Origin of the sequence: Rhizobium sp. ERR 1071, assembly GCF_007828675.1 — a bacterium.
GTDB classification, from domain to species: Bacteria; Pseudomonadota; Alphaproteobacteria; order Rhizobiales; family Rhizobiaceae; genus Rhizobium; species Rhizobium dioscoreae.
In genome coordinates, this window is the sequence record NZ_VITM01000006.1 from 116,298 (window position 1) to 142,111 (window position 25,814).

The window sequence follows — 25,814 nt, forward strand, 5'->3', positions numbered from 1 at the left end:
AGATCGCAAAAACACTCCAGGAGCTCTCCATGAAGTCCCTTCCCGCATGCCTTGCATTGGCGGCCATTTCCCTTGCTGCAGCAGGCTGCGCCACTTCCGAACCCATGGTCTATCAAGGCCTCGCATCAGCGGCGCAATTGAGACCTGATCCGAGCGACAGTTCCGGCCGGGCACCGTTCAGCTACAAGGTGGTCGTGAACTGGAACCATTATGACAAGATCATCGTCGAGCCTGTCTCCATCTATAGAGGCAAGGACAGCCAGTTCGCAAACATGCCCGAAGAGGACAAGCAGAACCTCGCGCGCTATATGCATGACAAGTTCAGCAGTGTACTTGCCCAACGCTATTCGATGACCGCCATTCCTGGCCCTAGCACGCTGCGTCTGCGCTTGACGCTTGCCGGTGCGGAGGCGACCAATACCGTGCTTGGCCCAGCCTCGCATCTCGATATCGCCGGCGGCGTCTACAATACCGTCCAGGCGGCGCGCGGAAAACAGGGATCGATGACCGGCTCGGCGACCTATGCGGTCGAGATCTTTGATTCGACATCCAACCGCCTGTTGCTTGCCTATGTCTCCAAGCAATATCCGGGCGCGCTCAATCTTGGAGCGTCGTTCGGAAATCTGAAGGCCTCCTATGTTGCAATAGACAAGGGCGCTGCAGATCTTCTGACCCGAACGAGGTAGACGGATGCAGGGTCGCAGGATGTGTATGATCCAATGAGATAGGAGCGAAAGGCAATGCATCTGCACTGCCTTTCGCCCGTCATAGACGTCCTCAGCCGCGGTCGTGAACCACGCCGACGATCTCGCCGGAACGCGAAACGCTCACCAACAAGTCGTCTCCGTCTCTCCATGCTCGAACCAGATAGCGTGGTCCGACGTCTTGCACATCCTTGACCCGATATCCCCGACGCACCAGGAGACGAATGACATCAGACGGGCCGAAATCGTCGGAGTTCTGCCCCCATTCGCGACGTTCTTCGTGGCGGCGGTTCCATCGCTGCAGAAAATCGGCTTCCGGCTGACCTTCTCCCGGAGAATAGGTTGACGATTGGTCCTCATGGAATACGACCTGGGCATAACAGGAGCTGACAGTTCCAATGGCAGCAGCCGATGCCGCCATCATTGTCAGTGCCGCGTAGTAGATCTTCATTGCTTGATCCTCTTGCTTCGCCGCCGCAAGCACAACGCCATGCAAGCCTCCTGCGAACGACCTCGCCAGTATGGCCAGTTCCAGTTTCGGCGGTGCATTTTTTTGTTGAGAAATATTGCGGCCGGCCAAACGGGCCATCGCATCGCTTGGCCGGCCGACCGCCGTGCCATTGCAGATGCCACCACGGCGCCACAGGCGCCTGGGAACTGGTCTATATCGGCCTCAAGGATGAAATTGCCTCAGACCGAAACATGACTGCTGACGAGATGACCATGTCTCAGATCATGAATCATCAAGGCGGGAGGGTCCGCTGCTTGCGGCACGCGAGATGCGTCGAGCATCAGCGGATTGGCCGGGCATATGGAACCGCAAGTATAGGCCGGAATGCCCGCAAACAGGCTCGACATGCTCCGATGAACATGGCCGCTACAAATGGCGGCCGGCGGTCTAATGCCGCTCTTCAGCAGACCCGCCAAGGCTTGCGTACCCTTGCACATGACCGCATCCAACGGGGGAATACCGCAAGGGAACACATGATGGTGGGTGAAAAGCAACGCCGTGCCATTCGGGCTACCCGCCAATGCCCGCCGCAACCAGGAAAGATGTTGCGTGACGTCGCCATAGGCTTCGCCATCCACGCAGGTATCGACCCCGATTATGACAGACCCGCCGCAGGGTTCGATAAAATGCATTGCCGGCCGGTCGTGCCAATAATCCGGTTGCGGCATGATCGTCCGCATGACGGCCCGATCGTCCGAATTGCCCGGAAGGATCAATGAGCGACAGGCAAGGCGATGGAGCGATGTCGATATAAGGCCGTAGCCTTCGAGCCATTTCCCATCAACCAGGTCGCCGGAGACCACCAGCAGATCTGGCTGAAGGACCGCTAACCAGGATACGGCACGGTCAAGCCGCGCCATGCTATCATTCGTCGGGCTGGCGTGAATGTCGCTAATCTGGGCGATAAGCATGAGATCCGTTTCATGATGATGTGATATGTCAAACAACGATCGGTGCGACGCAGACCATACATTCCCTTGACTTCGCGTGCAGCCAAACCGGCTCGCATTGGAGAACATGCTGCGATCGCATTTCCATTCTCCGTCGCTTCAGGTTAACGGCAGCAAGGATCAACCGGCCTTCAGGTCCCGCTGCGGTTCGCCGATCTCCACCGCATGACCGTCAGGATCATAGAAGCGGAATACGCGCTGCCCCCATTCCTGCCTTTCGACGGGATGAATGAGATTGACATGCGGCGCTATCGCCTCGAAGGCAGCATCCACGTCCTCATGTTCGAAATAGAGAAGGATGTTTCGCCGCCCATAGGGTTCGGATGCTTCGCTGCTTTCCCTCCAGACCGTTTGCTCCAGCGATTTTCCATCATGAATCGCAAAGCCGGTTTCAAACAGCACGAAGCTGCCAAAGTCATTCAAAACCCTGAGGCCCAACAGCTCACAGTAGAACGCCTTCGAACGCTCGATATCGCTGACGAAGGGAATTGGATTTACGAAACGCACCGCCAGGACCTGCTCGATTAGGGGAAACGAAGCAAACGAAAAACAACCTTCAAACTGCTTCACTATATCTGAGAACCGGATGCTGGTATCTGGCAAATGATTTCCATCTCGTCTCGCAATCGGAGGCCGCCCGTGGCAGAAACCGCACGAACCATGATCGTCATGGATTCGGGAGAATCCCGCTTTCAGTTGAGCGCCGGCGCATTGATCCGCCACGGCGATCATATCCTAATTCACCGCGCACTCACGGACAACTTCTGGTCTTTGCCCGGCGGCCGGGTGGAGTTTCATGAGGCAGGCGCCGAGACACTTGCCCGCGAGATCGAAGAGGAAATCGGCTGCAAGGCGACCATCGGACCTTTACGCTTCATCATCGAAAATTTCTTCGAATTTGCCGGACGACGTGTTCACGAAGTTAGCGTCTATTACGAGGCGGAGCTGCTGCAGCCATTTCCGTTTCACGAAACGGAAATCGTCCATCGGGTGAAGGATGGCAATGCCGACCTCGAATTTCGCTGGGCACCTTCCACGCTGGTCGGGCTCGACCGGTTCGACCTGGTGCCAACTCCCATACGCAACCTCATCGTCACCAATCCCGCTGGCATTCAGCATTTCGTGCGGCGCGACGCAGCCTGAGTCTCCTGCCGTCTGCATCAATTGCAACAACAAGGAAATAACTTCATAAAAGCTCCGGCATGTTTGCCGAGTTTCCGATAGGCCCGAATCGTCAGGTCGTCATCCAATGTCGCGCATCGCCATTTTGGGAAATGCAGGCGGTGGGAAATCCACCCTCGCCCGCAAATTGAGCGAGCGCCACGCGATTCCCCATTTCGAGATCGACAGGCTGCTTTGGCAGGAAGGCTGGATTCCCACACCGATCGAGACTTATGCCGAGCGGCATGAACGGATCCTATCGGGTGAGAATTGGGTCATCGATGGCCTGGGGCACAAGAATTCGATCCCGGCACGGATAGATCGCGCGACCGAGATCATCCTCATCGATATGCCGCTCTGGATGCATTTCTGGCTCGCGGCCGAGCGGCAGATCGCCTGGCAGTCGGGCACGATCGAAAACGCGCCCGGCGGACTTTCGGCCATGCCACCGACGCGAGATCTGTTCCGGACCATATGGGAAATCGAGCAAGACTGGATGCCCGGCATTCGCCGCCTGTGCACGGAAGCGCAAAATGCCGGCAAGGCGCTGACACGGATAGGCAGTGTCGATGAGCTGGATGCGCTTACGAAGGAATTGGGGTGAACTGCGGCCTTGATGACTATTCAGATAAGCGGCAGTCGCGAGAACGACGACCGTAAAACCATTCCAAAAGATCCGCGATCTTTGAGATTATCTTCTTTGCTTTGATAACGAAGGGCTTTTAGCCTTGTCTAAGCCCATAAGAGCCATTTGCAGGCTCGGACACGGCAGGCGATGGCATTGCGGTCCGAAAACAAAGACGAGCTTCGAAGAGGAAACCTCATTGCCCCGCCATACCACGCCGACTGGCTCCGATGCATCGCTTCCAACGCTTGATCTCCAGCGCCTCTATGCTTCGCCGGCAGAACATCAGGCCTTTATCGCAGAGCTTCGCACGGTGCTCTACGATCACGGCTTCTTCTATCTGACGGGGCACGGCGTCGATCCCAAGCTGATTGCCGATGTGGTCGCAACGGCCAAGCGTTTCTTCGCGCTGCCCATGGAAGAAAAGCTCAAGATCGAGATGGTCAAGTCACCGCACTTCCGCGGCTACAATCGCGCCGGCCAGGAGCGTACCCGCGGCGAACAGGATTGGCGCGAGCAGCTCGACATCAACACCGAAAGTACACCCTTCGAGATCGGTCCGGACACGCCGGCTTGGCGGCGCCTCCAGGGACCGAACCAGTGGCCGGAGGCGTTGCCGGAACTCAAGCCTCTGCTGCTTGCCTATCAGGCCGAGGTGACGCGCATCGGCATCGACGTGCTGAAGGCGATCGCCGCAGCTCTCGGCCAGCAGGAAAACGTCTTCGCCGATATTTATGAGCCGCAGGCCTCGCAGCTTCTGAAGATCATCCGCTATCCCGGCCGCGACGTCGCCGAAACGGACCAGGGTGTCGGCGCTCACAAGGATGGCGGCTTCGTCACCGTGCTGCTCCAGGACACCACGCCCGGCCTGCGCGTGCGCACGGAAGACGGCGTCTGGATCGACGCACCGCCGGTGCCGGGCACCTTCGTCATCAATACCGGCGAGTTGCTTGAGCTTGCGACGAACGGCTTCGTGCGCGCCGACGTGCATGACGTCATCGCACCGCCTGCCGGCGTCGAACGTTTCTCCGTCGCCTTCTTCCTCGGTTCCGACCGGATGCGACGATCCCCGTCATCGAGTTGCCGGAAGAGCTGAAACGATCGGAGCGCGGCATCTCGGTCGACCCCTTGAACCCGATCTTCCGCGAAGTTGGTCAGAACCAGCTGAAGAGCCGCTTGCGTTCCCACCCGGATGTCGCTCGCGCCCACTATGCCGATCTCCTGGCATCGGAACAGCCGGTTTAGGCCGGATACTCTGAAAATTCGAACGAGGTCGCTAGCTCAGACATCTCGTCTGAAGGCCAGCTCCGAGAGCAATTCCAGGAAAAGTGCGCAGTGGTTTTCCGTCCGGAATTGCGCGAAACCAAAGAGATAGAGCGGTTCAGAGATTCCGTGAAAAACTGAACCGTCCCTAGTGCTGACTATCCGGCACGACGACACGCATGCCGTCGACGACGCTGCTTGCGAGAATCTGACAGCTCAAGCGGCTGTTCGGCGCCGGCTCCATCACGAATTCGATCATCGTCGCCTCTTCTTCGGAAGGCGGCGGCAGAAGATCGAGATGAGGTTGCTCGATGTAGCAATGACAGGTACCGCAGGCCAAGGCGCCGCCGCATTGTGCCACGATGCCATCGATGCCGCTCCTGACGGCCACAGCCATCAGAGTTTCACCCTCCTGTGCCTTAACACGCGTCTCACGACCAGCGGAATCGATGAACACGATTTCACACATTGCATTCTCCATATTTTTCGGTAAGCCCGTTCACGCGGCAATAAGACGAACATCCAGACGTTGCGGACCGCGCACCGAGAGCCCGCGCTTGTAGGCGGGACTGTCATCCAGCAGTTCTATCGCGCGGGTGCGTCGCAGGAGCGTCGAGAAAATGATCTCCATGTCCAGCCGCGCGAGATGATTGCCGAGACAGAAATGCGCGCCGCCGCCGAAGGCCAGATGGCGGTTGGGGGTGCGCTCGACATTGAACACATCGGGTGAGTCAAATTGCTCCGGATCACGATTGGCAGCGCCATAGAGCAGGCCGATCTTCGTGCCCTTAGGCAGCGGCGTGCCGGCAATCGTCTTTTCTTCCGTCAGGTAGCGATGAAAGAATGGCAGCGGTGACTCGAAGCGGAACATTTCCTGGATGGCAGTCGGCATCACGGCCTGGGTTTCCCGCAGCTTGCTCAGAGCATCGGGATATTGCATCAAAGCATGCATGCCGCTACCCAGCACATCGATGGTCGAGCCATGTCCGGCCATGAGGATCAGCATGCAGGTGGACACGAGTTCGTCTTCGGTCAGCTCGCCGGCAACATGCGCCTCGGTCAGCCGACAGAGAAGATCGTCGCGCGGATTGCGTACACGCTCGGCGATGAGTTCCTTGAGGAGTTCGTAGAATTCCGTCGTCGCGCGTTCGGCGATCGCCTTGCGCTCGGCGCTGCGATCGACATCGAAATACTGCACGACCTCTTCCGACCACTTGCGCAGCTGCCCGGCATATTCCTCCGGCACACCCAGCACGGAGCCGATGATGTGGCCCGGAACCTGTGAGGCAAGATCTTCGACGAAATCGATCGTACCTGCCTGTAGGAGACGGTCGAGCAGGCGGTCGACGAAATCCTGTATCATGCCGCGCTGGCGCGCAACGAGTGCCGGGGTAAATTCACGGAACACCTTGCGGCGCAGCCGGTCATGGGTTTCACCATCGGAATCCAGAAGGCTGAATTGCACGAAGCGCGAATGGTTCGGCATGTCGTGCCAATTCTGCCGAACCTTCTGCTCCTGTATCTCCTCCGGGGAAAGAAAGAATTCGAGCGAGCGCACGAGCGTCTTGTCAGCGGCGGCAACGGCCACATCCTGATAGCGCGACAGCAGCCATATGTCGAAATGCTCGTAATAGACGGGACCGGGAGTGGCGCGCAGCTCACGGTAGGCGACATAGGGATCGTCAGTGAACGCTTGGCTGAGCGGATCGAATGCTGGGGTTGCCGTCGGCATAATCAGGACCTTTGTCCATTCTGGTTTATCACCGTAGAATACAGCGGCACGGCATGAAAAGACATGGATGCCAACCGCAGCCATATGGATAAAACTCTCATTCCCCAATAGGGTTAGGTCGCCATGACCGATAAAGCGACTTCACCAGCAACCCTCCCCCTTGACGACGTCTTCTTTCAGACTCCGGGCAAGTTGTCCCGCGCCTTTCCCTACACGCTTCTCGCCGCCGGACGCCGGATCTGCACGCCAGCGGAAATGCCGATAGCCCACCGCTTCAACCATCACACTTTGATCCTTACTCTCAGCGGAAAAGGCCTGTTGCAGGTCAACGGAGTCTCCAGCCTGCTGCATGAGGGGACGATCGCCTGGCTGGACTCCTCAATGTTGTATTCGCATCGCTGCGAGCCACGCCATGCGCACTGGTCCTATCTATGGGTGGGCTTCGTCGGATACGGGCTCGATACCCTGTTTGACAGCCTTGGCGTGGTCGCCAATCCGGTTTTCGACATGAAGGCTGTGCACAATCTACAAGGCATCTTTGAGGGAATCCTCGGTGAAGTGGAAGGAAGAGGCTTCTTTGCAGAGAGCCAGTGCTTCGCCTTGCTCGCCCAGTTGATCTCTTCATTGGTATCGGAGCGGGCCTACAATAGTGACGTTGGCGGCGCCGTTCAGCGCCTGCAGCGGGTCATGGAGACGGTTCGAGCCGATCTGTCACGCGCCTGGACGGTGGCAGAGCTCGCGCCCGCCGCCAATCTGAGCCAAGCCCAACTGTTCCGACGCTTCCGTCAGAGAACGGGAACGACGCCTATCGACTGGCTACGGCACGAGCGCGTAAACGCCGCCAAGCGGCTACTGGTGGTAACGGATGAGCAGATCGGCAAGATCGCCGCCAGATGCGGCTACCCTGATCCATTCCACTTTGCCCGTGACTTCAAGAAGCTAGTGGGCGTCACGCCGAGCGAGTTTAGACGGCAGGGCGAGAACGACAGACCACGCCGATCCTAAGGTGATTGAGTGCCTCTCAGCTTACGCTTGAAGAGTATTTCATGACAGAACCATCTCGATTGGCTTGGGACATATGACGCGATAGAAGTCTGTCGTGCATGCCAGATTATTCGAAATGCATGCCGCGCTTTAGCTGGGGATTAAGAAGTGACGACCGAACAAAGCGTCCTGCGCATTTCCATCATCGTGACATTCGTTCTGGCCGTCGCCGGTATCGTCTTCGGCATTCTCTCCGGCTCCTATGCGATCGTCTTTGACGGCGTCTACGCGCTTACCGATGCGAGCATGACGATCGTGGCGCTGATCGTTTCCAATCTGATCATATCCTCCGCGACGAACACGACACCCGCCGGCAAATTCGCCAAGCATTTCACCATGGGCTTCTGGCACCTCGAGCCGATGGTGCTTGGCCTCAATGGCGTCCTCCTGATGGGAGCCGCGGTCTATGCCCTGATCAACGCCATCGGCAGCATCATGGCCGGCGGCCGTCATCTCTCTTTCGATCAAGCCATCATCTACGCGGTGCTGACCATGTTCATCGCCTTCCTGATGGCGGCTTATGGCAACCGCGCGAACAAGACGCTCAGATCCAATTTCATCGCACTGGACGCCAAGGCCTGGATCATGACCGGCAGCCTCAGCGGCGCATTGCTCCTCGCCTTCATCTTCGGCTTTTTCATTCAGGGAACGAAGCTGCAGTGGATGTCGCCTTATGTCGATCCGGTCGCTCTGGCTCTCGTCTGCCTCATCGTCATTCCCATGCCGATCGGAACGATCAAGCAGGCATTCGCCGACATCCTGCTCGTGACACCTGCGGATCTTCGGGAACATGTCGATCGCGTCGCGACCGACATAGTTCGACGCTACAATTTCTTATCCTACCGCTCCTATGTCGCGCGGGTCGGCCGCGGCAAGCAGATCGAACTCTACTTCATCGTTCCACCGGATGGACCGACGAAGAAGCTGGAGGAATGGGACCATATCCGCGACGAAATCGGTGAAGCGATCGGCGACGAAGGGCCGGACCGCTGGCTGACGATCGCTTTTACGACGGATCCGGAATGGGCGGATTGAGCAGCCGCTACCCCCGCCAATCCTTGAACACTTCGGCGAGAAAATCGACGAAACTGCGCACCTTTCGATCCGACGTAGCGCGTCTTGGAAAGAGTGCGTTGAGCTCGATATCATCGGCTCGCTGCCATTGCGGGAGAACCGCTTCGAGTTCGCCGCGCGCAAAGTGCTGCGCGGCCAGTTGAGGCGATACCAGCGCTATGCCTGCACCGGCAACGGCCTGGCGGATGATGGTGGTTACCTCGTTCGACATCAGGATCGGCTTGACGATGACCTCGGCCACATTGCTGGCTTCGTCGAGCAAGCGCACCGTCGCCAAAGATGTGCCGGCGCCCATCATCATCACGGCATGCTCTCTGAGATCCTGTGGACGTTCCGGTCGGCCGAACCTGTCGAGATAGGCGGGGCTTGCGGCTAGGTGGGCGCGAGACCGACCGAGCGTGCGCACAGAATAGCCGGAATCGGAGAGCGGCCCCGTTCGCAATGCCACGTCGAAGCCGTGCTCGATGAGGTCGAGGGGATAGTTATCGTAAGTCAGGGCCAGCTGCACCTTTTGATAGTTCTGCCGAAACTCGCCCAGTCTTGGCTCCACGACACTCAGGCCGAGGGTATAGGGCATGAGGACGCGCAGCATACCCTGCGGCTCGATGCGCACAGCGCGTGCTGTCTGGTCCGCCTCCTCCAGGATCTCCTCTGCCCTGATGCAGCGCTCGTAATAGTCGCGCCCGGCATCCGTGACCGATACACGCCGGGTCGTGCGATACAACAATTGAACGCCGAGATCGTCCTCGAGCTGTTTTACGCGGCGGCTGACGCTCGTCAAAGGCAGCCGCAGTTGTGTCGCGGCGGCGGTGAAACTGCCGCGTTCCGCAACGCGCAGAAAAATCCGAATGCTCTCGAGGTCTCTGGCCATATTCTACCGTTTTCAGCAACAATATATCCTGAATTTACGCCATTATCCTTATTCGTCCATACCGTTATGGCTACGCGCATGACCGTGGCACCTCTCAACTCAGCACGACTATTCAGCTCCTTGGCACATGGGCTTGCGTTGCCACCGTGGTTGACGCGACCGGCAGTGGGTTTCGCGCTACGAACGACCGCAGCCTCGCTCGTAGCGCTCTACATCGCCTTCCTGCTCAATCTCGACGATCCGAAATGGGCGCCGATGACGGTCTGGATCGTTGCTCAATCCAACCGCGGCATGAGCCTTTCAAAAGGCCAATACAGAATTTTGGGCACGATCATCGGGGCCGTTGCCGCGGTGGCCATGGTCGCGCTTTTCATGCAGGCGCCGGAGCTGTTCATTCTGTCGCTCGCCCTATGGCTGGGACTGTGCACGGCGCTCGCCACCGGCTTGCGCAATTTTCGCGCCTACGGTGCCGTGTTGGCAGGATACACCGCGGCTATCGTCGCATTCGATTCCATCGGTTCGCCGCTGGAGGTCTTCGACATTGCGGTGGCACGGGTAATCTACATCGCCCTGGGGATCATGACGGAAGCGGTTTTCACCACCGTCTTCGCGCCTGGCACGCCGCTGCAGGAGACCCAGAACCGCCTGACAACATATCTCCGCCAGGTCTCCGATCTCTGCGCGCGCGCATTGCGCGGCCAGAGCAACACTTCGGGTTTCCGAGGGCTACTGACGGGCGCGTTGGAACTGGATGCCGCTGCAGAATATGCCGCCGCAAGCTCCCGTTCCGTACGCAGCCGTTTGGGCCATCTACGCGGCGCCGCAGTCGCAATGCTGACCCAGATGGCGATCGCCCAGTCTCTGCGCGAGCATCTCGCGGAGCGACCGGATCTCGATGAACCTCTCGTCGAGAAAGCAGCTATGGCACTCGACGCTATCGGCTCGGCATCACCGGTCGCTCCCAATATCATTGCCGCATTGCGGGCAGATGTTCAGATTGCACTCTCCGAAACTACTGTTGACTCCGATCATGCGATCCCGCCTCGGCTTCTGATCCTGGATCACCTCGACAGGCTGCTTGAAGCCGCCCATGGCGCACTCACGCGCCAGGCCCTGTTTTCGGACGAGAAAGCCCCCTCCTCAAGGCTAAGGCTCTCCTTCCACGTCGATCATCGCGACGCAGTTCAAAACGGTATTCGCACCTTCGTCGCCATCGTCATCGGATCCTGGTTCTGGATCGCAACCGCCTGGCCATCCGGCCCGAGCTTCATTGTCATTCTCGGTGTCATCTGCGCCCTGTTTGCCACCCGGCCCAATCCGGTGGTCGGCGGAATGGGTTTCCTCAAGGGCGGGCTCGTCGCGGTGATTGCGGCAGCGATCTGCAATTTCGCCATCCTGCCGATGCTGTCGGACTTTACCGAACTGGCCATGGTCATCGGCATCATCATGTTTGCAACCGGGCTTGCCATGCGCAACGTCCGCACTGCCGCCCTGGCAACGAGCTTTGCCTTTCTGTTTCTGGATCTGGTCGGCCCAGATAATACCAGCCGTGCCGATGCGGCTTCTTTCATGAACGGTGCCCTAGCGCTGATCCTTGGTGTGGGATCGGGCGTACTCGTCTTCACGCTGCTCTTTCCATCCAACCTGCCGGCAAAGCGGCAGCGCCTGCAACGCGCCACGCTGCGCGATCTGGCGGATATCGGCCGGTCTCCGGGCCATTGGACGAGAGAGCATTGGCTGAGCAGGACGGCCGACCGCCTGGCGGGCCAGGCCGCAGCGAATGCCGGCGTTCCCGAGAAACAGGCGGAAGACGACCTAAGGGGAATGCTTGCCGCGCTTGCGATCGGCGAGGCTGCGATCACGCTCGCCGAACTGGCAAGAGAGCACCCTCATCTTGCCAAACCACTGAACGTCGTGCTGCGTCAGCTCGGCCGCGGCGATCCGGCTCGTCTTGCAAAAGTCTCGCGCGCGGCCGCCCAACATCTTTCCTACTGGATCAGCAAGCCCGACATCTCGACCCGCCACACGCTGATCCGTGCTGCGACCCAGCTCGACACGATCGCCTCGGCGGCATTGAACCACGTCGATTACCTTCGCCAAAAGCGAACCGCCTGAAAGCGTCAGGCACTCTCGGTATCCGCTGCCGGGAGCGCCCCAGCCGATATCCGCTTGCGCCGTGCCGAGCCGAGCACGACGCTCTGCACGCGGCGCGTAAGCGGCTTCTCGATACCTCTGAAGAGCGCCAGGGCAAGCAGGGCAGCAGCGAGCGTCGAGAAGCCAGCGAACAAACCAAGCGGCAGAGCCCCTCCGATCACTTTCGCCCAAATGGCTCGCATGGGTCGCAGGATAAAGGGATGGGCGAGGTAGAGGCTATAGGAGGCATCTCCCAAAGCGACACTCCAGAGTACAGGTCTCTTATGAGGCAAAACAGGACCGATTGCGGCCGCAAGAACGAACAGAGCCGCAGGCAAACCGCTTCGCAGGAATTGCGGCAAGGCCGCATCGTTCCAAAGCGTGGAGACATGAACGAAGCCAAGAAGCCCTATGGCCACGAGCCCGAACGCAATACCCTTGCCGATCCTCACGCCGCTGCGGAAAATCAGAGCGACATAGACGCCAAACAGGAACTCCAGAATGATCGGGCTCGTCCAGAATGCTATCTGGACATGGCTGGGGTCAACGAGATTTCCGACGAGCGCCATGCCGACCATGAGCACCGACAGCCAGATGACCCCCACCCTTATCGGCAAAAGGAGCGCCAGTGCGAAGAACACATAGAACAGCATCTCGTAATTCAGAGTCCAGCCAAGCGCGAGCACCGGCCTGATCTCCCCCACGCCACGCCCGGACGGAATGAAGAAATAGGAGGCGAGAACATGGGATATGGAGCCGACGGGAACGACGAGCAGCGAGGGTGCCGCGAGCGCGCCAAGCAGCATGATACTCGTCAAAAGCCAATAGAGGGGGACGACACGAGCGCAACGCCGTAAAAAAAAATGCAGCGGAGCGCCGCTCTTGCCGAACTCCGATGCTGCAGTGTGGGTCATGATGAAGCCGGAAAGAACGAAGAAGATGTCGACGCCGAAACCGAGATTCCAGGCAGAGCCATCGACCGCTGCACGTCCTGTCGCTGCTGCAAGGATCTCTGTTTCGTGCAGAGCATGGGCGATGACCACGGAAGAGGCTGCGAGCGCGCGCAGCACCTGAAGGTTCAAGAGCATATGAGCGGATTTGCCGGCGTTGCCGCCCGCATCTCGTCCCTCAGGTATTTCCTTATAAAACCTCACCGGAAAGCTCAGCGAATATTGCCCTGGATCTCCATTTGGTATCCACGACAATATAATAACTCGTCGCCGCATGCATAAATCGGCAGCCCTGCTTTAGATTATAGTTATTCTTCAGTTAATATTTCAGACGTTAGGCAGGATAAGCCGTCGCCAGGATGATATGTGCCTGAATTTTAGCAGCAACTTCGCCGCTACCGTGTCTGGCTTCGATTGCGGCGGCGACATAGTCGGTCGCAGCCTGCAGCTTCTCCGCTTCTCTGGCTTCGATTTCGTTACGGAGCAGAGTTCCCTGACAATAAGCTACGGCCGGAAGACGCGGCGAAGATGCCCGGCTTTGCTCGGCCCTCGTTTCAATCGCAATTTCGGAGAAACCAGCGTTCTCGAGATCGCCGCGAATCCGATCCACATCGTGATAGCCATGCGGAGTGCGCGCCAGAAAGCGTGGCGGATCGTTGGGAAAAATCCGGGCAAGCGCGTTCGTGACATCATCCGCGAATATGTTCTCTTCGATGCGGTCCCAGACGTTGAAGAGGAAATGCCCACCGGGCTTCAGAACGCGCTTTGCCTGGCGGTAGGCCGAGATACGGTCCGGAAAAAACATGGCGCCGAACTGGCAAAAGACGAGATCGAAGGATGCATTTTCGAAGGGCAACGACTGGGCATCCGCCTGCTGCCATGTGATGCGGCTGTCGGGAGCCTGCCGCGAAGCGGCGTAATCGAGCATCGGCTGGTTGAGGTCGGTGACGACGTAGTTTGCACCGGGGGATAATTTCGGCGCCAATGCGCGGGTGACAACGCCGGTGCCTGCAGCGATTTCCAACACTGCGTCGGGCCGCAAGGACGCTGCTCGCTGGGCTATATCTGCCGCATAAGGCTCGAAAATCAACGGCACCATATGGCGGTCGTAATTTTCCGGAATCGAGCCAGCGAATAGCTTGTCTGCCTCCAACATCGCATCACCCGCTGCGCGCCTGAGAAAGCCCGATACTAGCATATCGCAGCAGACGCGTCATTCAGCTCTGAAGAGACCCAATCGCACAGAACCGGTCTATTCAGCCCGCGTCACCGCGCGCAAGCACGTCCAGAAGCTGGCTGGTGTTGTCGATGGAGAATTGCACGCGCTCGCCCGGCCAGACGGATTCCGAATAGGAAATCGGCGTGCCCTTGAGATCGACATCCACCTTTCTCGACACAGCCACCGGCTGAGACATGGACTGGCAGAGCTGTTTCGCCTCTTCGCTTGTCGGCAGACGGACGACGATATCCGTGCGCAGGCGGATATAGTCGGGGATGCCGTATTCGGCCAGAATGACGGTGACGCTTCGCCCGCTGCGCCGCGCCTCGTCGAAACCTGGAAAACGGCGCACCGGATAGTAAGCATGCGAATAGTTGATCGGCTCCTCGTCGGCAAAGCCGCGGCGGACAATATGATAAACCGGCTCACCAAGTGGAAGCCGCAAAGCCTCTGCGATCAATTCCGAAGCCGGGACAACCTCCTCATGAATGGCCTGACCGAGCGGTTCTCTGCCTTGATCGAGCAGGTTCTGGGAAAAGCGCGTGCGTTCGGACAGGCGATAGTCGAGGCGACTATCCCTGACGAAGGTTCCGCGCCCCTGCTCGACCAGCACGAGCCCCCGGCTTTCGAGACGGGAAATGGCGCGCCGTATGGTGTGCCGTCCGACGCCGAAACGTTCCATCAGGTCGGATTCCGTCGGAAGCTGCGCCTTTGGTGACAGGCGACCGGTCAGGATATCCTCCGCAATATCGCTCTCGACCTGTTGCCATTGCCCGTGCAGCAATTTCTTCTCCATGCCTGCCTTCCGAATTCAACCATGTCATTCGAATGTCATATATCGGCTACAGCATCGATTTTCAATCTGTGCCCGATATCGGAAATCCAACAAACAGCAGCCAAAGTCAATTTTACCCTCGAGCTTTAGCGCTTAGCCACGCTTTCCTTCATATGGGTGTCACTCGCCATCGTTAGGTAAATATCCGAATGTTTTATTAATCATTCGGATATTGAGGATAAGATGGTAAGACTTGATCGTCGTCAATTTATCGCGGGCACGACCGCAGTCATCGGCACATCAATCGCTATGACCGGCAAGGCCCGGTCCGCCGACGCGGCTATCGAGATTTCGAGCACCTGGGGCTCCGACAAGCCGTTCCAGAAGGTTGTCGACGCTTTCAATGCTAAGCAGCTCGGCATAACCGTTACCAACCGTTTCGACGGCGACTATGAGGCCGTGACCGCCAAGGCGGTCGCGAGCGTCGCCGCTGGCCGTCCGCCGGCCATGATGATCACCGGCTGGAAGTTCGGCTATTTCGCCAAGCGCACGCTCGGCGCCCGCGACCTTCGCGAGATCAATTCCGCAAAGGCAGAGGCAATCCTCGCCAATTTCCGCCCGTCGGTCCTACCACTGGTCAGCATCGACGGCGCCGTCATCGGTCTTCCCTGGGCGATGTCAACGCCGATAACCTATATCAACAGCGACATGTGGAAGGCTGCCGGCCTCGATCCCAATCTGCCGGAAACGCCTGATACCAAGTGGCTCTACGAAGGCGCCCGCAAGCTCGATGCGGCCCTGAAAGGCAAGCATCCGACCTATCGCTCACCGATCTCCCTCTCCAACAACGAATGGACGAGCCAGTCCTTCATCCAGAATGCCGGCGGCTTCATCATCGATCCCGATGGCAAGTTGGCCCTAAACAGCGCGGAAGCCATCGCCGGCATGACCGAATATTGCGCCCCGGCCCATGAAGGGCTTTGGCTTCCCGTCAGCGACAAGGAGCAGACGGCCGCGTTTCAGTCCGGCGCACTTGCGATTTGCACAACCAGCTCGACCGCCGCCGTCACCTTCCCCTTCGGTGCGGCAAAGGCTGTCACGACCAAATTCCCGGGGCTTCCGGGACATCAGCGCAAGATGAACAGCGGCGGCAATTTCCTTGCCATTTACACGCGTAACAAGGAACAGGCGGAGGCCGCTCTAGCCTTCCTCGAATTCTGCGCATCGAAGGAAGGCCAGACGCTTTGGTCTCAGACCGGCTACCTCAACACCTCGACGCACGACATTCCGCTCATCAACGAGTTCATGAAGCCGGCGGCGGCTCAGCTCGGCGATGGCCTGACCGCAGAGACGATCTGGCCCGGCAAGCGCGGCCTCGAAGGACAGGCCGTGTGGCGCAAGTGGGTCTCGCGTATGCTGCTCAAGGAAACGACGGTTGCCGACGGTATCAAGGGTGCTCATGACGAGCTTGCTGGGCTGATTTCGGCATAGGTTCGCATCATGCCATTTCGTCTTCGATCGCTGGCCCCCTACCTCTTCGTGGGGCCAGCCGTTTTTTCCGTGGCGATATTCCTCTATGGCCCGCTGATAGCGTCGATGTTGTTATCGGTGGTCGACTGGAATCTGCTGTCGGCAGACATCCGCTTTGTCGGCGTCGATAACTACGCGTCCATCTTCGACAATCCAGATTTCCGCATGGCGGCCTGGAATACGCTGCTTTACTGCACCGTCCTCATCCCGGCCGAGATCGTCATCCCACTGATCTTTGCGGTCATGCTGCATTCGGTGCGCAAGAATCCGCTGCAAGGGCTCTATCGCGGCAGCCTGTTCCTGCCGACGATCGTCGCCTATTCAGTGGCAGGCGTTGCCTGGTCCTGGCTTTTCAATCCAGTCAACGGTCTCTTCAACGAGGTGCTCGGCCATTTCGGCTTTCCGCCGTCGCGCTGGCACACGGATCCGAACCTTGCGCTCCTCTGTGTCAGCCTCGTCACCTTCTGGAAGACCTTCGGCCTCAACATGCTTTTGTGGCTGGCAGCGCTCGCGAACCTGCCGCATCAGCTGCGTGAGGCGTCTGAGCTCGACGGTGCAGGTTCGACGCGGCATTTCTTCGACATAAGCCTGCCGCTGATGACGCCGACGGCCTTTTTCATCAGCGTCACGACCTTCTTCCATGTGCTTGACGACATTGTCGGCGTCATCGATGTGCTGACCCATGGCGGACCGGCGGGCAGAAGCTCGAGCCTTCTCTATTTCCTGTGGCAGCAGGGTCTGTTGTTCTTCCAGTTCGGGCCGGCAAGCGCCGTTGCCGTCATCATCATCGTTCTCGTGCTCGCCATCACCTGGCTGCAGTTCCGCGTCAGCGAGAAGCGGGTGCACTACAGATGAGCGATATCGGTCACAAGCTTCACAGGTTGCTGCTCCATGTCGTGCTCATGGCAATCTGCATCGTCACCGTGTTTCCGCTCGTCTGGATGGTGACGGCGGCCTTCACGCCAAACGACATGATCATGGCGAGAGCCGTGCGTTTCTGGCCGGAAAATCCGACGCTTTCGAATTTCGCCATCGCCGCAAGCCGTCATCCGATCTGGATGTGGCTTTGGAATTCCATGCTGACCGCCACCCTGATCACCGCCGGAAAGCTCGCTCTCTCCGTGCCGGCCGGCTTTGCCTTCGGGCGACTCGAATTCAAGGGGAGGCAGCCGCTGTTCTGGTTCGTTATCGCCACCATGTCCTTTCCAAACGTGCTGGCGATCATTCCGACCTATATCGCCGTGGTGAAACTCCAGGCCTTCAACACCTATGGCGCGATGATCATCCCATCGATCCCCTATATCGGCTTCTATGTCTTCTACATGCGGCAGGCTTTCCGGTCGCTTCCCGCTTCGATATTCGAGGCGGCACGCATGGATGGAAGCGGATTGTGGCGGCAATTCATCGAGATCGGCATCCCCAATGTCATTCCGGCAATATCCGCCCTTTCGGTGATTTCCTTCATGGGGGCCTGGAACATCTATCTCTGGGGTCAGCTTGTACTCGATGATGCCTTCAAGAAGACGCTGACGACGGGCATTGCCGCCTTCGCCGATTTGGAGGGTGCAGAGCGGGCCTGGGGACCGCTGATGGCAACAAGTCTGTTGTCGATCGTCCCCGTTCTCTTGATCTTCCTGCTGGCGCAGCGTTTCATCGTCGATGCGCTGGCACCAGGCATTGATGACAGATAGGCGGATGCATGCCCCGAGTAATCGTAATCGGATCGGTAAACCACGATCGCATATGGCAGCTGGATGCACCGCTGGTTCCGGGCGGACGCATACAATTTTCGTCCCGCACGACCCGCCTTGGCGGCGGCGCATTCTATACGGGCCTGCAATTGCTGGAATTGGGAGCGGACGTCGCGATCGTTTCGAGGCTGATGCAGGACGAACAAGGGCAAACCGCATTGCGATCCCTTTCCTCGGCCGGCTTCCATACCGACTACATCATGATGGCGCCTGGAAAGACGGCACCGCTGGAAATTTTCCTTGAGCCGAGTGGAGAGCGGACGATCCTCGCACCGACCGGGCGATCTCAGCAGCTGACGGCAGCCGGCAAACTGTCGGGTGCAGGCGTCTATATCAATGCCCTCGCGCTCGACGAAAGCCTCGTCGAACAGATTAGCGCGCAGCCGCTCGTCCTCTCGCAATTTCCGCTGCGGCCGGCAACGCCGCGACCGGCGGACTATGTCATCTCCTCGCGCGACGATGTTCCGGATGATCTCAATCTCGCCTGGCAGAGGGCCGGCCAAATCGCCGGTTCGCGCCTGAAGATGCTCGTGCTCACCGACGGCACGCGCCCGATTACGCTGTTTGACGGCTTGCAGGCGGTAGAAGTCGAACCGGCTACAAAGGTCGACACGACCGATACCATTGGTGCCGGCGACCGTTTCGCCGGTTCTTTTCTGTTCGCCTTGCTGCAGGGGCAGGCACCGGCGGCCGCTGCACGGGAAGCAAGCCGCATCACGGCGGAATGGCTGCGCCGGCGCAGCGCCTAGGGAATTCGCGGCACTCCGAAAATCTCTTCGAGCAAGACAAAATGCCATAGACAATTCATTCGAATGACTATAGTAATCATTCGAATATTTTAGAGCCCCATTCCCCGAACAAATCCTGATGCCCGAGGAAAAGATGATGACTGAGGAGAAGACTGGTAACCCGGTCAACGCATCCTATACGCATGCGCAGGCTCTGGACATTCTCGCCGCAAGCCGCCCGGCGCACATCAAGGCTGCGGCCGAAAAGGTGCTCGACACCCTCGGCGAGGTCGATGTCGTCGTGAACCGTACCGGTCTTGCCATGCTGCCGCTGATCGATACCGTTCGCAGCACCGCCTTCCATCTCGGCGAAGTTCTGGTGTCCGAAGCGCATATCCGCGTGCCGGATCGCGCCGTGGAAGGCTATGGCGCACTGGTCGGCCGGGATCTCGAACACGCCATGGGAATGGCTGTGATCGACGCAGCGATCGCTGCCAATCATCAGGCCGCTCTCATCCTTGAGCTCCTGAATGCCGAACGGCGCCATCAGGAAGAGGAAGACCGGCAGCTCCTACAAAAAGTCGAGGCGACCCGCGTGCAGATGGAGACATTCTGACCATGGCCAACAATCTCCTGCCCACCCTCGACGATACCCGCACCAACGCCACCTTCGAAGAACTCATGTGGGCGCTGAGCCGACCCGGTCATCCGCGTGAACTACCCGCTGAAGGCTTCTGGCCGCTCGCCGAAAGCCTGCTCGATCGCGAATGCAGCTTCCATGTGACAAGCGATCCGGCGCTGGACCTAAAGATGACCTCAACCGGTGCGAGACGAATGCCGCTTGCCGATGCGGATTATGTCTTTACTGCTATCGGCTCCTCCGAAGCTGTCGAAGCCTTGTCGACATTGCGCATCGGCAGCCTACTGTATCCCGATGATGCTGCAACGCTGTTTGCGCCCGCGCGATTTGGTTCCGGACAGAGACTGCGTCTTACCGGCCCCGGCATTAAGGACAGCGTGACGATCGAGATCGACGGTATCGATCGTGCCTTCTGGCACATGCGCACCAAAGCAATCCGTTATCCGCTCGGCTGGGATCTCTATCTCATCGATGGAAGACGCCTGCTTGGTATTCCCCGTTCCACGACAATCGAGGTGCTCTGATGGCCTATGTAGCAACCCGCGGCGGCGAATATGCCATCGAGCAGGCGGAACGGCTTTTCCGCGCCGATCTCGGCCCGATCACGCGCGAGCGCGTCGAGGCGGTTCGAAACGGCCTCCCCTATCTCATCGACCGGCTGATGGGCGAAGCCTCGCTTTATGAGCCAGACCTTGCGGCGCTGGCGCTCGCCCAGGCCGGCGGCGATCTCTACGAAGCGATCCTGCTGCTGCGCGCCTACCGCACGACGCAGCCACGCATCGCCGTCGCCGAACCCGTCAATCAGCCGGATCTTCTGACGGTCCGCCGCATCTCAGCCGCCTTCAAGGATATTCCAGGCGGCCAGATATTGGGGCCGACGCTGGACTACTCCCACCGCCTGCTTCAGGTCGACGTGTTGCAGGGCAATGATTATGTCCCGGAACCGGTGATCCCGGCTGCCAAGCCGGCGCCGGCGACGCAACCGTCGCTCACCAGCTGGCAGAAAGCGCAAGGGCTTATTCCGGACCATCCGGTCGAAACCGTCGCGCCTGAGGAAATCCCCGATCTGACGCGCGAGCCGCTGCTGTTCCCGGCAGCGCGCGCCCACAAACTCCAGAGCTTGGCCCGCGCCGACACCGGCGGCACGCTGGCGCTCGGCTATGCCACCATGCGCGGCTACAGCGCTGTGCATCCGACCGTCAACGAGCTGCGTCTGACCTATGCGCCAGTTCGCCTGCGCCATCCCTCGGGTACAATCTTCAGCGCCGGCCGCGTTCGTGTGAGCCAGACCGAAGTCATTTCCAAGGCGAAGGAATTGCAGCTGGGCTTTTCGGCGACCTTTGGCTGGAACGAGGTAAAGGTGATCGCGGCGGCAACGCTCGACCTTGCCTCCAACCAGCCCGACCCGCACCCGGCTGCCAATGAGGAATTCGTACTCTATCACACCGAGCCGGTCGAAAGCTCCGGCTTCTGCATTCACTTCAAGCTTCCGCATTACGTTACGTTCCAATCGACCCTCGACGCGCTGCGCCGCGTCAAGACGGACGAGGACGCTGCCGCCGCAAAGCCAGCCGTGACAGAAAAGCTCGCCCCGCAACAGGAGGAGGCTGCGCTATGAAACTTCAGGAATTGACCAAGCCCTGGATGGCCTTCAACTACGGTTTCCTCGATGAATCCGCCAAGCGCGAAATGCGCCGCCGCATCCTGAAGGCGATTGCCGTTCCCGGCTACCAGGTGCCCTATGCGAGCCGCGAAGTGCCGATCGCCCGCGGCTGGGGAACCGGCGGACTGCAGGTGACGCTGACGCTGCTCAAGCCCACATCCGTCGTCAAAGTTATCGACCAGGGATCAGACGATTCAGTGAATGCGAGCAGCATCCGCAAGTTCGTGGCGCGGGTCGGTGGTGCCGTCGAGACGGAAGACACGATGGCCGCAACCATCATCCAGTCCCGCCACCGCATTCCGGAGGAAAAGCTGCGCGAGGATCAGGTCCTGGTGCTGCAGGTTCCGAACCCCGAACCACTGCGCCCTGTTCAGCCGGATATGTCCGTCGCCCGCGAAATGCATGGGGATGCCGATTATGGGCAGCTGTGGCTGGTGCTCTACGAACAGCTCGTCAAATCGGGACGGATCATGCAAGGGTCGAGCTATCCGAGCATGGTCAACGGCCGGCATGTGATGACGCCATCGCCGATCCCGCGCTGGGACGTGCCCAAGCTCAATCAGGCCGACCACCTGACAATCCTATCCGCTGGCCGCGAGAAGCGCATCTTCGCCGTGCCGCCCTATACGCGCGTCGAGCCGCTCGTTTTCGATGACGTGCCGTACCGCGTCGAAGATCACCAGGACAAAACCTGCTACCGCAGCAATGTCACCGGCTTCTTCATGAACGAGCTTCCGCAGGAAGACGGTTCCTCGCAATACGAATTGTCCGACAGCCATTTCGGCGTGAAGCACATCCGCAAGTCGGAAGCGGAAGCGGTCGAGATCGGCGAGACCTGGTACAAGAATGGAAGGATGGACTGATGGCCGCGCTTGACCCCACTCAAACGGCAGAGCTGACCCGCCAGCCGCCGCGGCTGATGCTGGCCGAGCCTATCCTGACCATGCGCGGCATTGCGCGCAACTATGGCGACGTCACCGCGCTCGGCGGCGTCGATGTGACTGTTTATCCGGGCGAAGTGCTCGGCATTGTCGGCGAATCCGGCTCCGGCAAGTCGACGCTTCTGAGGATGATGAACCTTGAGGATACGCCCGACACAGGCACCTATAATCTTGCTCTTCCCGGGCACGAGAGCCGCGACCTCTTTACGCTCGACCGCTTCGAGCGGCGAATGCTGCGGGCGCATCACATCGGCATCGTCTATCAGAACCCGCATCTCGGCTTGCTGATGAACCACACGAGCAGCGGCAACGTCGCCGAACGCCTGCTGATTTCAGGCAATCGCAATTTTGCCGAGCTGCGCGAACGGGCGCGCCAATCGCTCGACGCGTCGGAATTTCCGATCGAACGCATGGATGCCCGACCGAACGAGCTTTCGGGCGGCATGCAGCAGCGCGTGCAGCTCGCCAAGGCAATCGCGCTCGAGCCGGCCGTCCTGCTGCTCGACGAGCCGACGACCGGCCTCGACGTCAGCGTTCAGGCGCTGGTCCTCGATACGCTGAAGCGGTTGCAGCGCGAGCGTTCGATCACCATGGTTCTGGTCTCGCACGATCTCGGCGTCATACGCACGATGGCAGACCGGGTTATGGTCATGCGACGCGGCAAGGTTGTGGAACAGGGTCTGGCCGACCAGATCTTCCAGGATCCGCAGCACGCCTATACGCAGCAGCTCGTTCACGCCAAGCTTTGAGGAAACGCGAGAGATGAACATTCAGGTTTCCGCCCGGCAAACCACCCCCCCGGTGCTGCGCGTCCAGGGCCTTTCGAAGCAATTCGAAATGCACCATCTCAAGCGCACGCTGTTTGCCTTCGAGAATATCGATTTCGACCTTCACACAGGCGAATTCATTCTGCTGAAGGGCGAGAACGGCGCCGGCAAATCGACGTTGCTGCGCACGCTCTATCGCTCCTACCTGCCGCGGGCCGGCCACGTCTATTATCACACGCAGGAAGGGATCATAGATCTCGCGACAGCCGCCGATGTCGACATTGCCGTGCTGCGCCGCCGAGAAATTGGCTTCGTCACGCAGTTCCTCAATGCTCGCCCGCGCGTTGCCGCCGAAGAGATCGTGGCCGAGCCGCTGAGGCTTGCCGGCACGTCGCATTCCGAAGCCTTGGCCGAGGCGCGGCGTTGGCTCGATGCCTTCGGCGTCAAGAAGCAGCTCTGGTCGGCTTATCCTTCGACCTTCTCCGGTGGCGAGCAACAGAAGGTCAATCTGGCTCGCGCGCTCATCCTGCCGCAGCGTCTGCTGCTGCTCGACGAGCCAACCGCATCGCTCGATCATGCCGCCCGCAAGGCGCTGGTCGAAAGATTGGCGCAGCTCAAAACGTCCGGTGTTGCAATGATCGGTGTCTTTCACCATCCCGAAGATGTAAGGGCATTGATCGACCGGGAACTTCATCTGGAAGCCATCAAGATCGAGGACGAGCAAGACGATGTGGCTGAGTAATTTCGAAATTATATTGCAGGATCGCGTGATAGAGCGCGGTGCCATCAGGATCGAAGATGGGCTGATCGCTGAAATCAGCGAGCGGCCTGTCGACGGGGCTGAAATAGACGGCCACGGCCGGTTTCTATTGCCCGGTTTTGTCGACATGCATGGCGATATGATCGAAAAATGTGTGGAGCCGCGCGTCAATGTCCGCATGCCGCTCGAACTCGGCGTCTACGACCTCGACAAGATGCTCGCCGCCAACGGCGTGACGACAGCCTATGCTGCGGTCGCCTTCACACCGGCAACTTACGGCCATATCCGCTCCATCGAGCATACCCACGCCATGATCGAAAAGCTTGCATCGATGCGCGAAGAGCTTTTGATCGACCACCGCGTCCATGGCCGCTTCGAGGTGACCTTCCTGCCTGCGCTGAAAGAGGCAAAGACCCTAATCGATGCCGGCGCACTGCACCTGATTTCGCTGATGGATCACACGCCGGGCCAGGGACAATATCGCGATATCGAGCTGCATATCGCCAACACGGCAAAGGCCAAGAAGATCAGCGAAGCACAGGCGGCAGAACTCGTGAAACAGCGCATGGCGGCCCGCTCCGAGCATGGCGACAGCATGGACATCATCAACGGCTTGGCGGAACTGGCGCGCGAACATGGCGTCGTCCTTGCATCTCATGATGACGACACCATCGAGAAGGCAGTGCTGCTACACAGCCTCGGCGCGGCAATCAGCGAGTTTCCGATCAATATTGCGACGGCCACCGAAGCAAGGCGGCTGGGATTGGCGACGGCCATGGGCGCGCCGAATGCGCTGCGCGGCCTTTCCTATTCCGGCAATCTTTCCGCACGAGAAGCCTATGAAGCCGGCGTACTCGATATCCTTGCGAGCGACTATCATCCGTCGGCCATTCTGCCGGCCGTGATCGCGCTCGCGGAAATCGGTAAGGGCGGCCTTCCCGCCTCCGTTGCGCTGGCAAGCGCCAACCCTGCAAGGGCGCTGGGCCTGAATGATCGCGGCCGCATCGCCGAAGGATTGCGCGCCGATCTGGTCATCGCAGAACGCGGCCGGATACCGCGGGTGCGCGGCACGATCCGCGGCGGCAAGATGGTCTGGTCGGACGGAACCATTAAGAGCTTTTGAGGCACTGAGGATGCCTGTTGGCATTTCGCGCCAGCACGCAACCTGCCCATTGGCGGAAGGGTATTTCCCTCCCGCCAATCCGCGTGGCTTACATCGCTTTCTCCGGATGCGGCGAGCTCTCATAGGCGCCCCAGATCGATTGATCGAAATTGATCGTGGCGCCGGTCATCAGACCGGATTCGTCCGATGATAGGAAGGCGACGGCGCGTGCGACCTCGGCCGGATCGACCAGCCGGCCGAACGGCTGTTCGGCGGCGGCCTTTTCCAGCCAGTCTTCGGCGGCACCGTGATATTCGCGCTGGATGCGATCCTCGCCATCGCTCGACATCCAGCCGATATTGAGCGCGTTGACCCTGATGCGGTTCCTGAGCAACCCGAAGGCCGTATTTCGGGTCAGCGTATCGAGCGCGCCTTTGGAAGAGCAATAGGCGCTGATGAAAGGCTGCCCGGCCATCGCCGACATCGAAGAGATATTGACGATCGTGCCTTCGATGCCGTTGGCGATCATGTTCTTGATCGCGTCCTGCATCAGGAAGAACGGGGCACGCACGTTGACGGCGAACATCCGATCGAACAGATCCGGATCGGTATCGAGAATGGTGCCGCGATCGGTGATGGCGGCGACATTGACGAGCGCATCGATGCGGCCGAATTTTTCCACGGCGGTCGCGATGACCTTGCGGCAATCGTCCACCTTACCGAGATCGGCTGAAACGAAAGCGACCGGTATTTTATAGCGGTCACTTATCTCACGCGCCTTGGCCTCGCCCTTGGCGGTGCTGCGGCCACAGATCGTCAGGCCGGCGGCGCCGCGTTCGGCAAACAGCCGGGCAACTTCCGCGCCTAAGCCTTGCGTGCCGCCGGTCACGACGGCGAATTTTCCATCCAGTCGGCTCATA

Annotated in this window: 27 protein-coding genes and 1 pseudogene; 18 read left to right on the top strand and 10 right to left on the bottom strand. The window is 59.4% G+C overall.

Features of this window, described 5'->3' with window-relative positions:
* Positions 1-29 precede the first annotated feature (29 nt).
* On the top strand, positions 30-686 hold the full coding sequence (locus tag FBZ99_RS21425) for a DUF3313 domain-containing protein (RefSeq protein WP_113350849.1): 657 nt from the start codon (positions 30-32) through the stop codon (positions 684-686).
* Between the two features lie 91 nt (positions 687-777).
* Here FBZ99_RS21425 and FBZ99_RS21430 read toward each other — a convergent pair whose 3' ends face one another.
* The 3 genes from FBZ99_RS21430 to FBZ99_RS21440 form a co-directional block, all read right to left on the bottom strand.
* A complete protein-coding gene (locus FBZ99_RS21430; RefSeq protein ID WP_246661161.1) occupies positions 778-1,293 on the bottom strand; it encodes a hypothetical protein in 516 nt (171 codons plus the stop codon).
* 101 nt (positions 1,294-1,394) lie between these two features.
* Positions 1,395-2,126 carry a phosphodiesterase gene (locus FBZ99_RS21435; protein WP_113329349.1) on the bottom strand — a complete coding sequence of 244 codons (732 nt, stop codon included), beginning with the start codon at positions 2,124-2,126 and terminating at the stop codon, positions 1,395-1,397.
* Positions 2,127-2,285: 159 nt separating this feature from the next.
* Positions 2,286-2,672, bottom strand: a complete 387-nt coding sequence (locus tag FBZ99_RS21440) for a VOC family protein (RefSeq protein WP_113351068.1) — start codon at positions 2,670-2,672, stop codon at positions 2,286-2,288.
* Positions 2,673-2,825: 153 nt separating this feature from the next.
* On the opposite strand from FBZ99_RS21440, the gene FBZ99_RS21445 reads away from it, so the two are divergent.
* The 3 genes and pseudogenes from FBZ99_RS21445 to FBZ99_RS21455 all read left to right on the top strand — a co-directional run bounded on the left by FBZ99_RS21445 (position 2,826) and on the right by FBZ99_RS21455 (position 5,196).
* Positions 2,826-3,308: an NUDIX hydrolase gene (locus tag FBZ99_RS21445; RefSeq protein ID WP_442966501.1), complete on the top strand. Its 483-nt coding sequence runs from the start codon at positions 2,826-2,828 to the stop codon at positions 3,306-3,308.
* Between the two features lie 106 nt (positions 3,309-3,414).
* On the top strand, positions 3,415-3,930 hold the full coding sequence (locus FBZ99_RS21450; RefSeq protein WP_113350848.1) for an adenylate kinase: 516 nt from the start codon (positions 3,415-3,417) through the stop codon (positions 3,928-3,930).
* A 220-nt stretch (positions 3,931-4,150) separates the two neighbouring features.
* Positions 4,151-5,196 (top strand): annotated as a pseudogene (locus FBZ99_RS21455) (isopenicillin N synthase family dioxygenase).
* Between the two features lie 166 nt (positions 5,197-5,362).
* Here the strand turns inward: FBZ99_RS21455 and FBZ99_RS21460 are convergent.
* Positions 5,363-5,683: a 2Fe-2S iron-sulfur cluster-binding protein gene (locus FBZ99_RS21460; RefSeq protein WP_112721834.1), complete on the bottom strand. Its 321-nt coding sequence runs from the start codon at positions 5,681-5,683 to the stop codon at positions 5,363-5,365.
* A gap of 30 nt (positions 5,684-5,713) precedes the next feature.
* Positions 5,714-6,946: a cytochrome P450 gene (locus FBZ99_RS21465; protein ID WP_113351066.1), complete on the bottom strand. Its 1,233-nt coding sequence runs from the start codon at positions 6,944-6,946 to the stop codon at positions 5,714-5,716.
* A 123-nt stretch (positions 6,947-7,069) separates the two neighbouring features.
* On the opposite strand from FBZ99_RS21465, the gene FBZ99_RS21470 reads away from it, so the two are divergent.
* Positions 7,070-7,951, top strand: a complete 882-nt coding sequence (locus tag FBZ99_RS21470) for a helix-turn-helix transcriptional regulator (protein ID WP_246661162.1) — start codon at positions 7,070-7,072, stop codon at positions 7,949-7,951.
* A gap of 147 nt (positions 7,952-8,098) precedes the next feature.
* Positions 8,099-9,025 carry a cation diffusion facilitator family transporter gene (locus tag FBZ99_RS21475; protein ID WP_113350846.1) on the top strand — a complete coding sequence of 309 codons (927 nt, stop codon included), beginning with the start codon at positions 8,099-8,101 and terminating at the stop codon, positions 9,023-9,025.
* Between the two features lie 7 nt (positions 9,026-9,032).
* Here FBZ99_RS21475 and FBZ99_RS21480 read toward each other — a convergent pair whose 3' ends face one another.
* Positions 9,033-9,935 carry a LysR family transcriptional regulator gene (locus FBZ99_RS21480; protein ID WP_113329355.1) on the bottom strand — a complete coding sequence of 301 codons (903 nt, stop codon included), beginning with the start codon at positions 9,933-9,935 and terminating at the stop codon, positions 9,033-9,035.
* Positions 9,936-10,100: 165 nt separating this feature from the next.
* On the opposite strand from FBZ99_RS21480, the gene FBZ99_RS21485 reads away from it, so the two are divergent.
* A complete protein-coding gene (locus FBZ99_RS21485; RefSeq protein WP_162751538.1) occupies positions 10,101-12,050 on the top strand; it encodes an FUSC family protein in 1,950 nt (649 codons plus the stop codon).
* Between the two features lie 5 nt (positions 12,051-12,055).
* On the opposite strand, the gene FBZ99_RS21490 is transcribed toward FBZ99_RS21485, so the two are convergent.
* The 3 genes from FBZ99_RS21490 to phnF all read right to left on the bottom strand — a co-directional run bounded on the left by FBZ99_RS21490 (position 12,056) and on the right by phnF (position 15,033).
* Entirely contained in the window at positions 12,056-13,156 is a 1,101-nt protein-coding gene (locus FBZ99_RS21490; protein WP_246661163.1) for an acyltransferase family protein, read from the bottom strand.
* Between the two features lie 196 nt (positions 13,157-13,352).
* Positions 13,353-14,174, bottom strand: coding sequence for a class I SAM-dependent methyltransferase (locus FBZ99_RS21495; protein WP_113350844.1), 822 nt, complete (start codon positions 14,172-14,174; stop codon positions 13,353-13,355).
* 100 nt (positions 14,175-14,274) lie between these two features.
* Positions 14,275-15,033, bottom strand: coding sequence for a phosphonate metabolism transcriptional regulator PhnF (gene phnF / locus FBZ99_RS21500; protein ID WP_069610056.1), 759 nt, complete (start codon positions 15,031-15,033; stop codon positions 14,275-14,277).
* Positions 15,034-15,255: 222 nt separating this feature from the next.
* On the opposite strand from phnF, the gene FBZ99_RS21505 reads away from it, so the two are divergent.
* The 11 genes from FBZ99_RS21505 to FBZ99_RS21555 all read left to right on the top strand — a co-directional run bounded on the left by FBZ99_RS21505 (position 15,256) and on the right by FBZ99_RS21555 (position 24,915).
* Positions 15,256-16,503, top strand: coding sequence for an extracellular solute-binding protein (locus FBZ99_RS21505; protein ID WP_113329358.1), 1,248 nt, complete (start codon positions 15,256-15,258; stop codon positions 16,501-16,503).
* 9 nt (positions 16,504-16,512) lie between these two features.
* Positions 16,513-17,397 carry a carbohydrate ABC transporter permease gene (locus FBZ99_RS33515; RefSeq protein ID WP_113350843.1) on the top strand — a complete coding sequence of 295 codons (885 nt, stop codon included), beginning with the start codon at positions 16,513-16,515 and terminating at the stop codon, positions 17,395-17,397.
* Positions 17,394-18,233 carry a carbohydrate ABC transporter permease gene (locus FBZ99_RS21515; RefSeq protein WP_233788647.1) on the top strand — a complete coding sequence of 280 codons (840 nt, stop codon included), beginning with the start codon at positions 17,394-17,396 and terminating at the stop codon, positions 18,231-18,233. The genes FBZ99_RS33515 and FBZ99_RS21515 overlap by 4 nt, the downstream gene beginning before the upstream one ends.
* Before the next feature lie 8 nt (positions 18,234-18,241).
* Positions 18,242-19,042, top strand: a complete 801-nt coding sequence (locus FBZ99_RS21520) for a PfkB family carbohydrate kinase (RefSeq protein WP_186450327.1) — start codon at positions 18,242-18,244, stop codon at positions 19,040-19,042.
* Between the two features lie 136 nt (positions 19,043-19,178).
* Positions 19,179-19,637, top strand: coding sequence for a phosphonate C-P lyase system protein PhnG (locus FBZ99_RS21525; protein WP_113350841.1), 459 nt, complete (start codon positions 19,179-19,181; stop codon positions 19,635-19,637).
* Between the two features lie 2 nt (positions 19,638-19,639).
* A complete protein-coding gene (gene phnH / locus FBZ99_RS21530) occupies positions 19,640-20,185 on the top strand; it encodes a phosphonate C-P lyase system protein PhnH (protein WP_113350840.1) in 546 nt (181 codons plus the stop codon).
* Positions 20,185-21,279 carry a carbon-phosphorus lyase complex subunit PhnI gene (locus FBZ99_RS21535; protein ID WP_113350839.1) on the top strand — a complete coding sequence of 365 codons (1,095 nt, stop codon included), beginning with the start codon at positions 20,185-20,187 and terminating at the stop codon, positions 21,277-21,279. The genes phnH and FBZ99_RS21535 overlap by 1 nt, the downstream gene beginning before the upstream one ends.
* Positions 21,276-22,187, top strand: coding sequence for an alpha-D-ribose 1-methylphosphonate 5-phosphate C-P-lyase PhnJ (locus FBZ99_RS21540; protein WP_113329363.1), 912 nt, complete (start codon positions 21,276-21,278; stop codon positions 22,185-22,187). The genes FBZ99_RS21535 and FBZ99_RS21540 overlap by 4 nt, the downstream gene beginning before the upstream one ends.
* Positions 22,187-23,014, top strand: a complete 828-nt coding sequence (locus FBZ99_RS21545) for an ATP-binding cassette domain-containing protein (RefSeq protein WP_113350838.1) — start codon at positions 22,187-22,189, stop codon at positions 23,012-23,014. The genes FBZ99_RS21540 and FBZ99_RS21545 overlap by 1 nt, the downstream gene beginning before the upstream one ends.
* Before the next feature lie 13 nt (positions 23,015-23,027).
* A complete protein-coding gene (locus FBZ99_RS21550; RefSeq protein ID WP_113350837.1) occupies positions 23,028-23,774 on the top strand; it encodes a phosphonate C-P lyase system protein PhnL in 747 nt (248 codons plus the stop codon).
* Positions 23,761-24,915 carry an alpha-D-ribose 1-methylphosphonate 5-triphosphate diphosphatase gene (locus FBZ99_RS21555; RefSeq protein WP_113350836.1) on the top strand — a complete coding sequence of 385 codons (1,155 nt, stop codon included), beginning with the start codon at positions 23,761-23,763 and terminating at the stop codon, positions 24,913-24,915. The genes FBZ99_RS21550 and FBZ99_RS21555 overlap by 14 nt, the downstream gene beginning before the upstream one ends.
* An 88-nt stretch (positions 24,916-25,003) precedes the next feature.
* Here the strand turns inward: FBZ99_RS21555 and FBZ99_RS21560 are convergent, their stop codons facing one another.
* On the bottom strand, positions 25,004-25,813 hold the full coding sequence (locus tag FBZ99_RS21560; RefSeq protein ID WP_113350835.1) for an SDR family oxidoreductase: 810 nt from the start codon (positions 25,811-25,813) through the stop codon (positions 25,004-25,006).
* Position 25,814 lies beyond the last annotated feature (1 nt).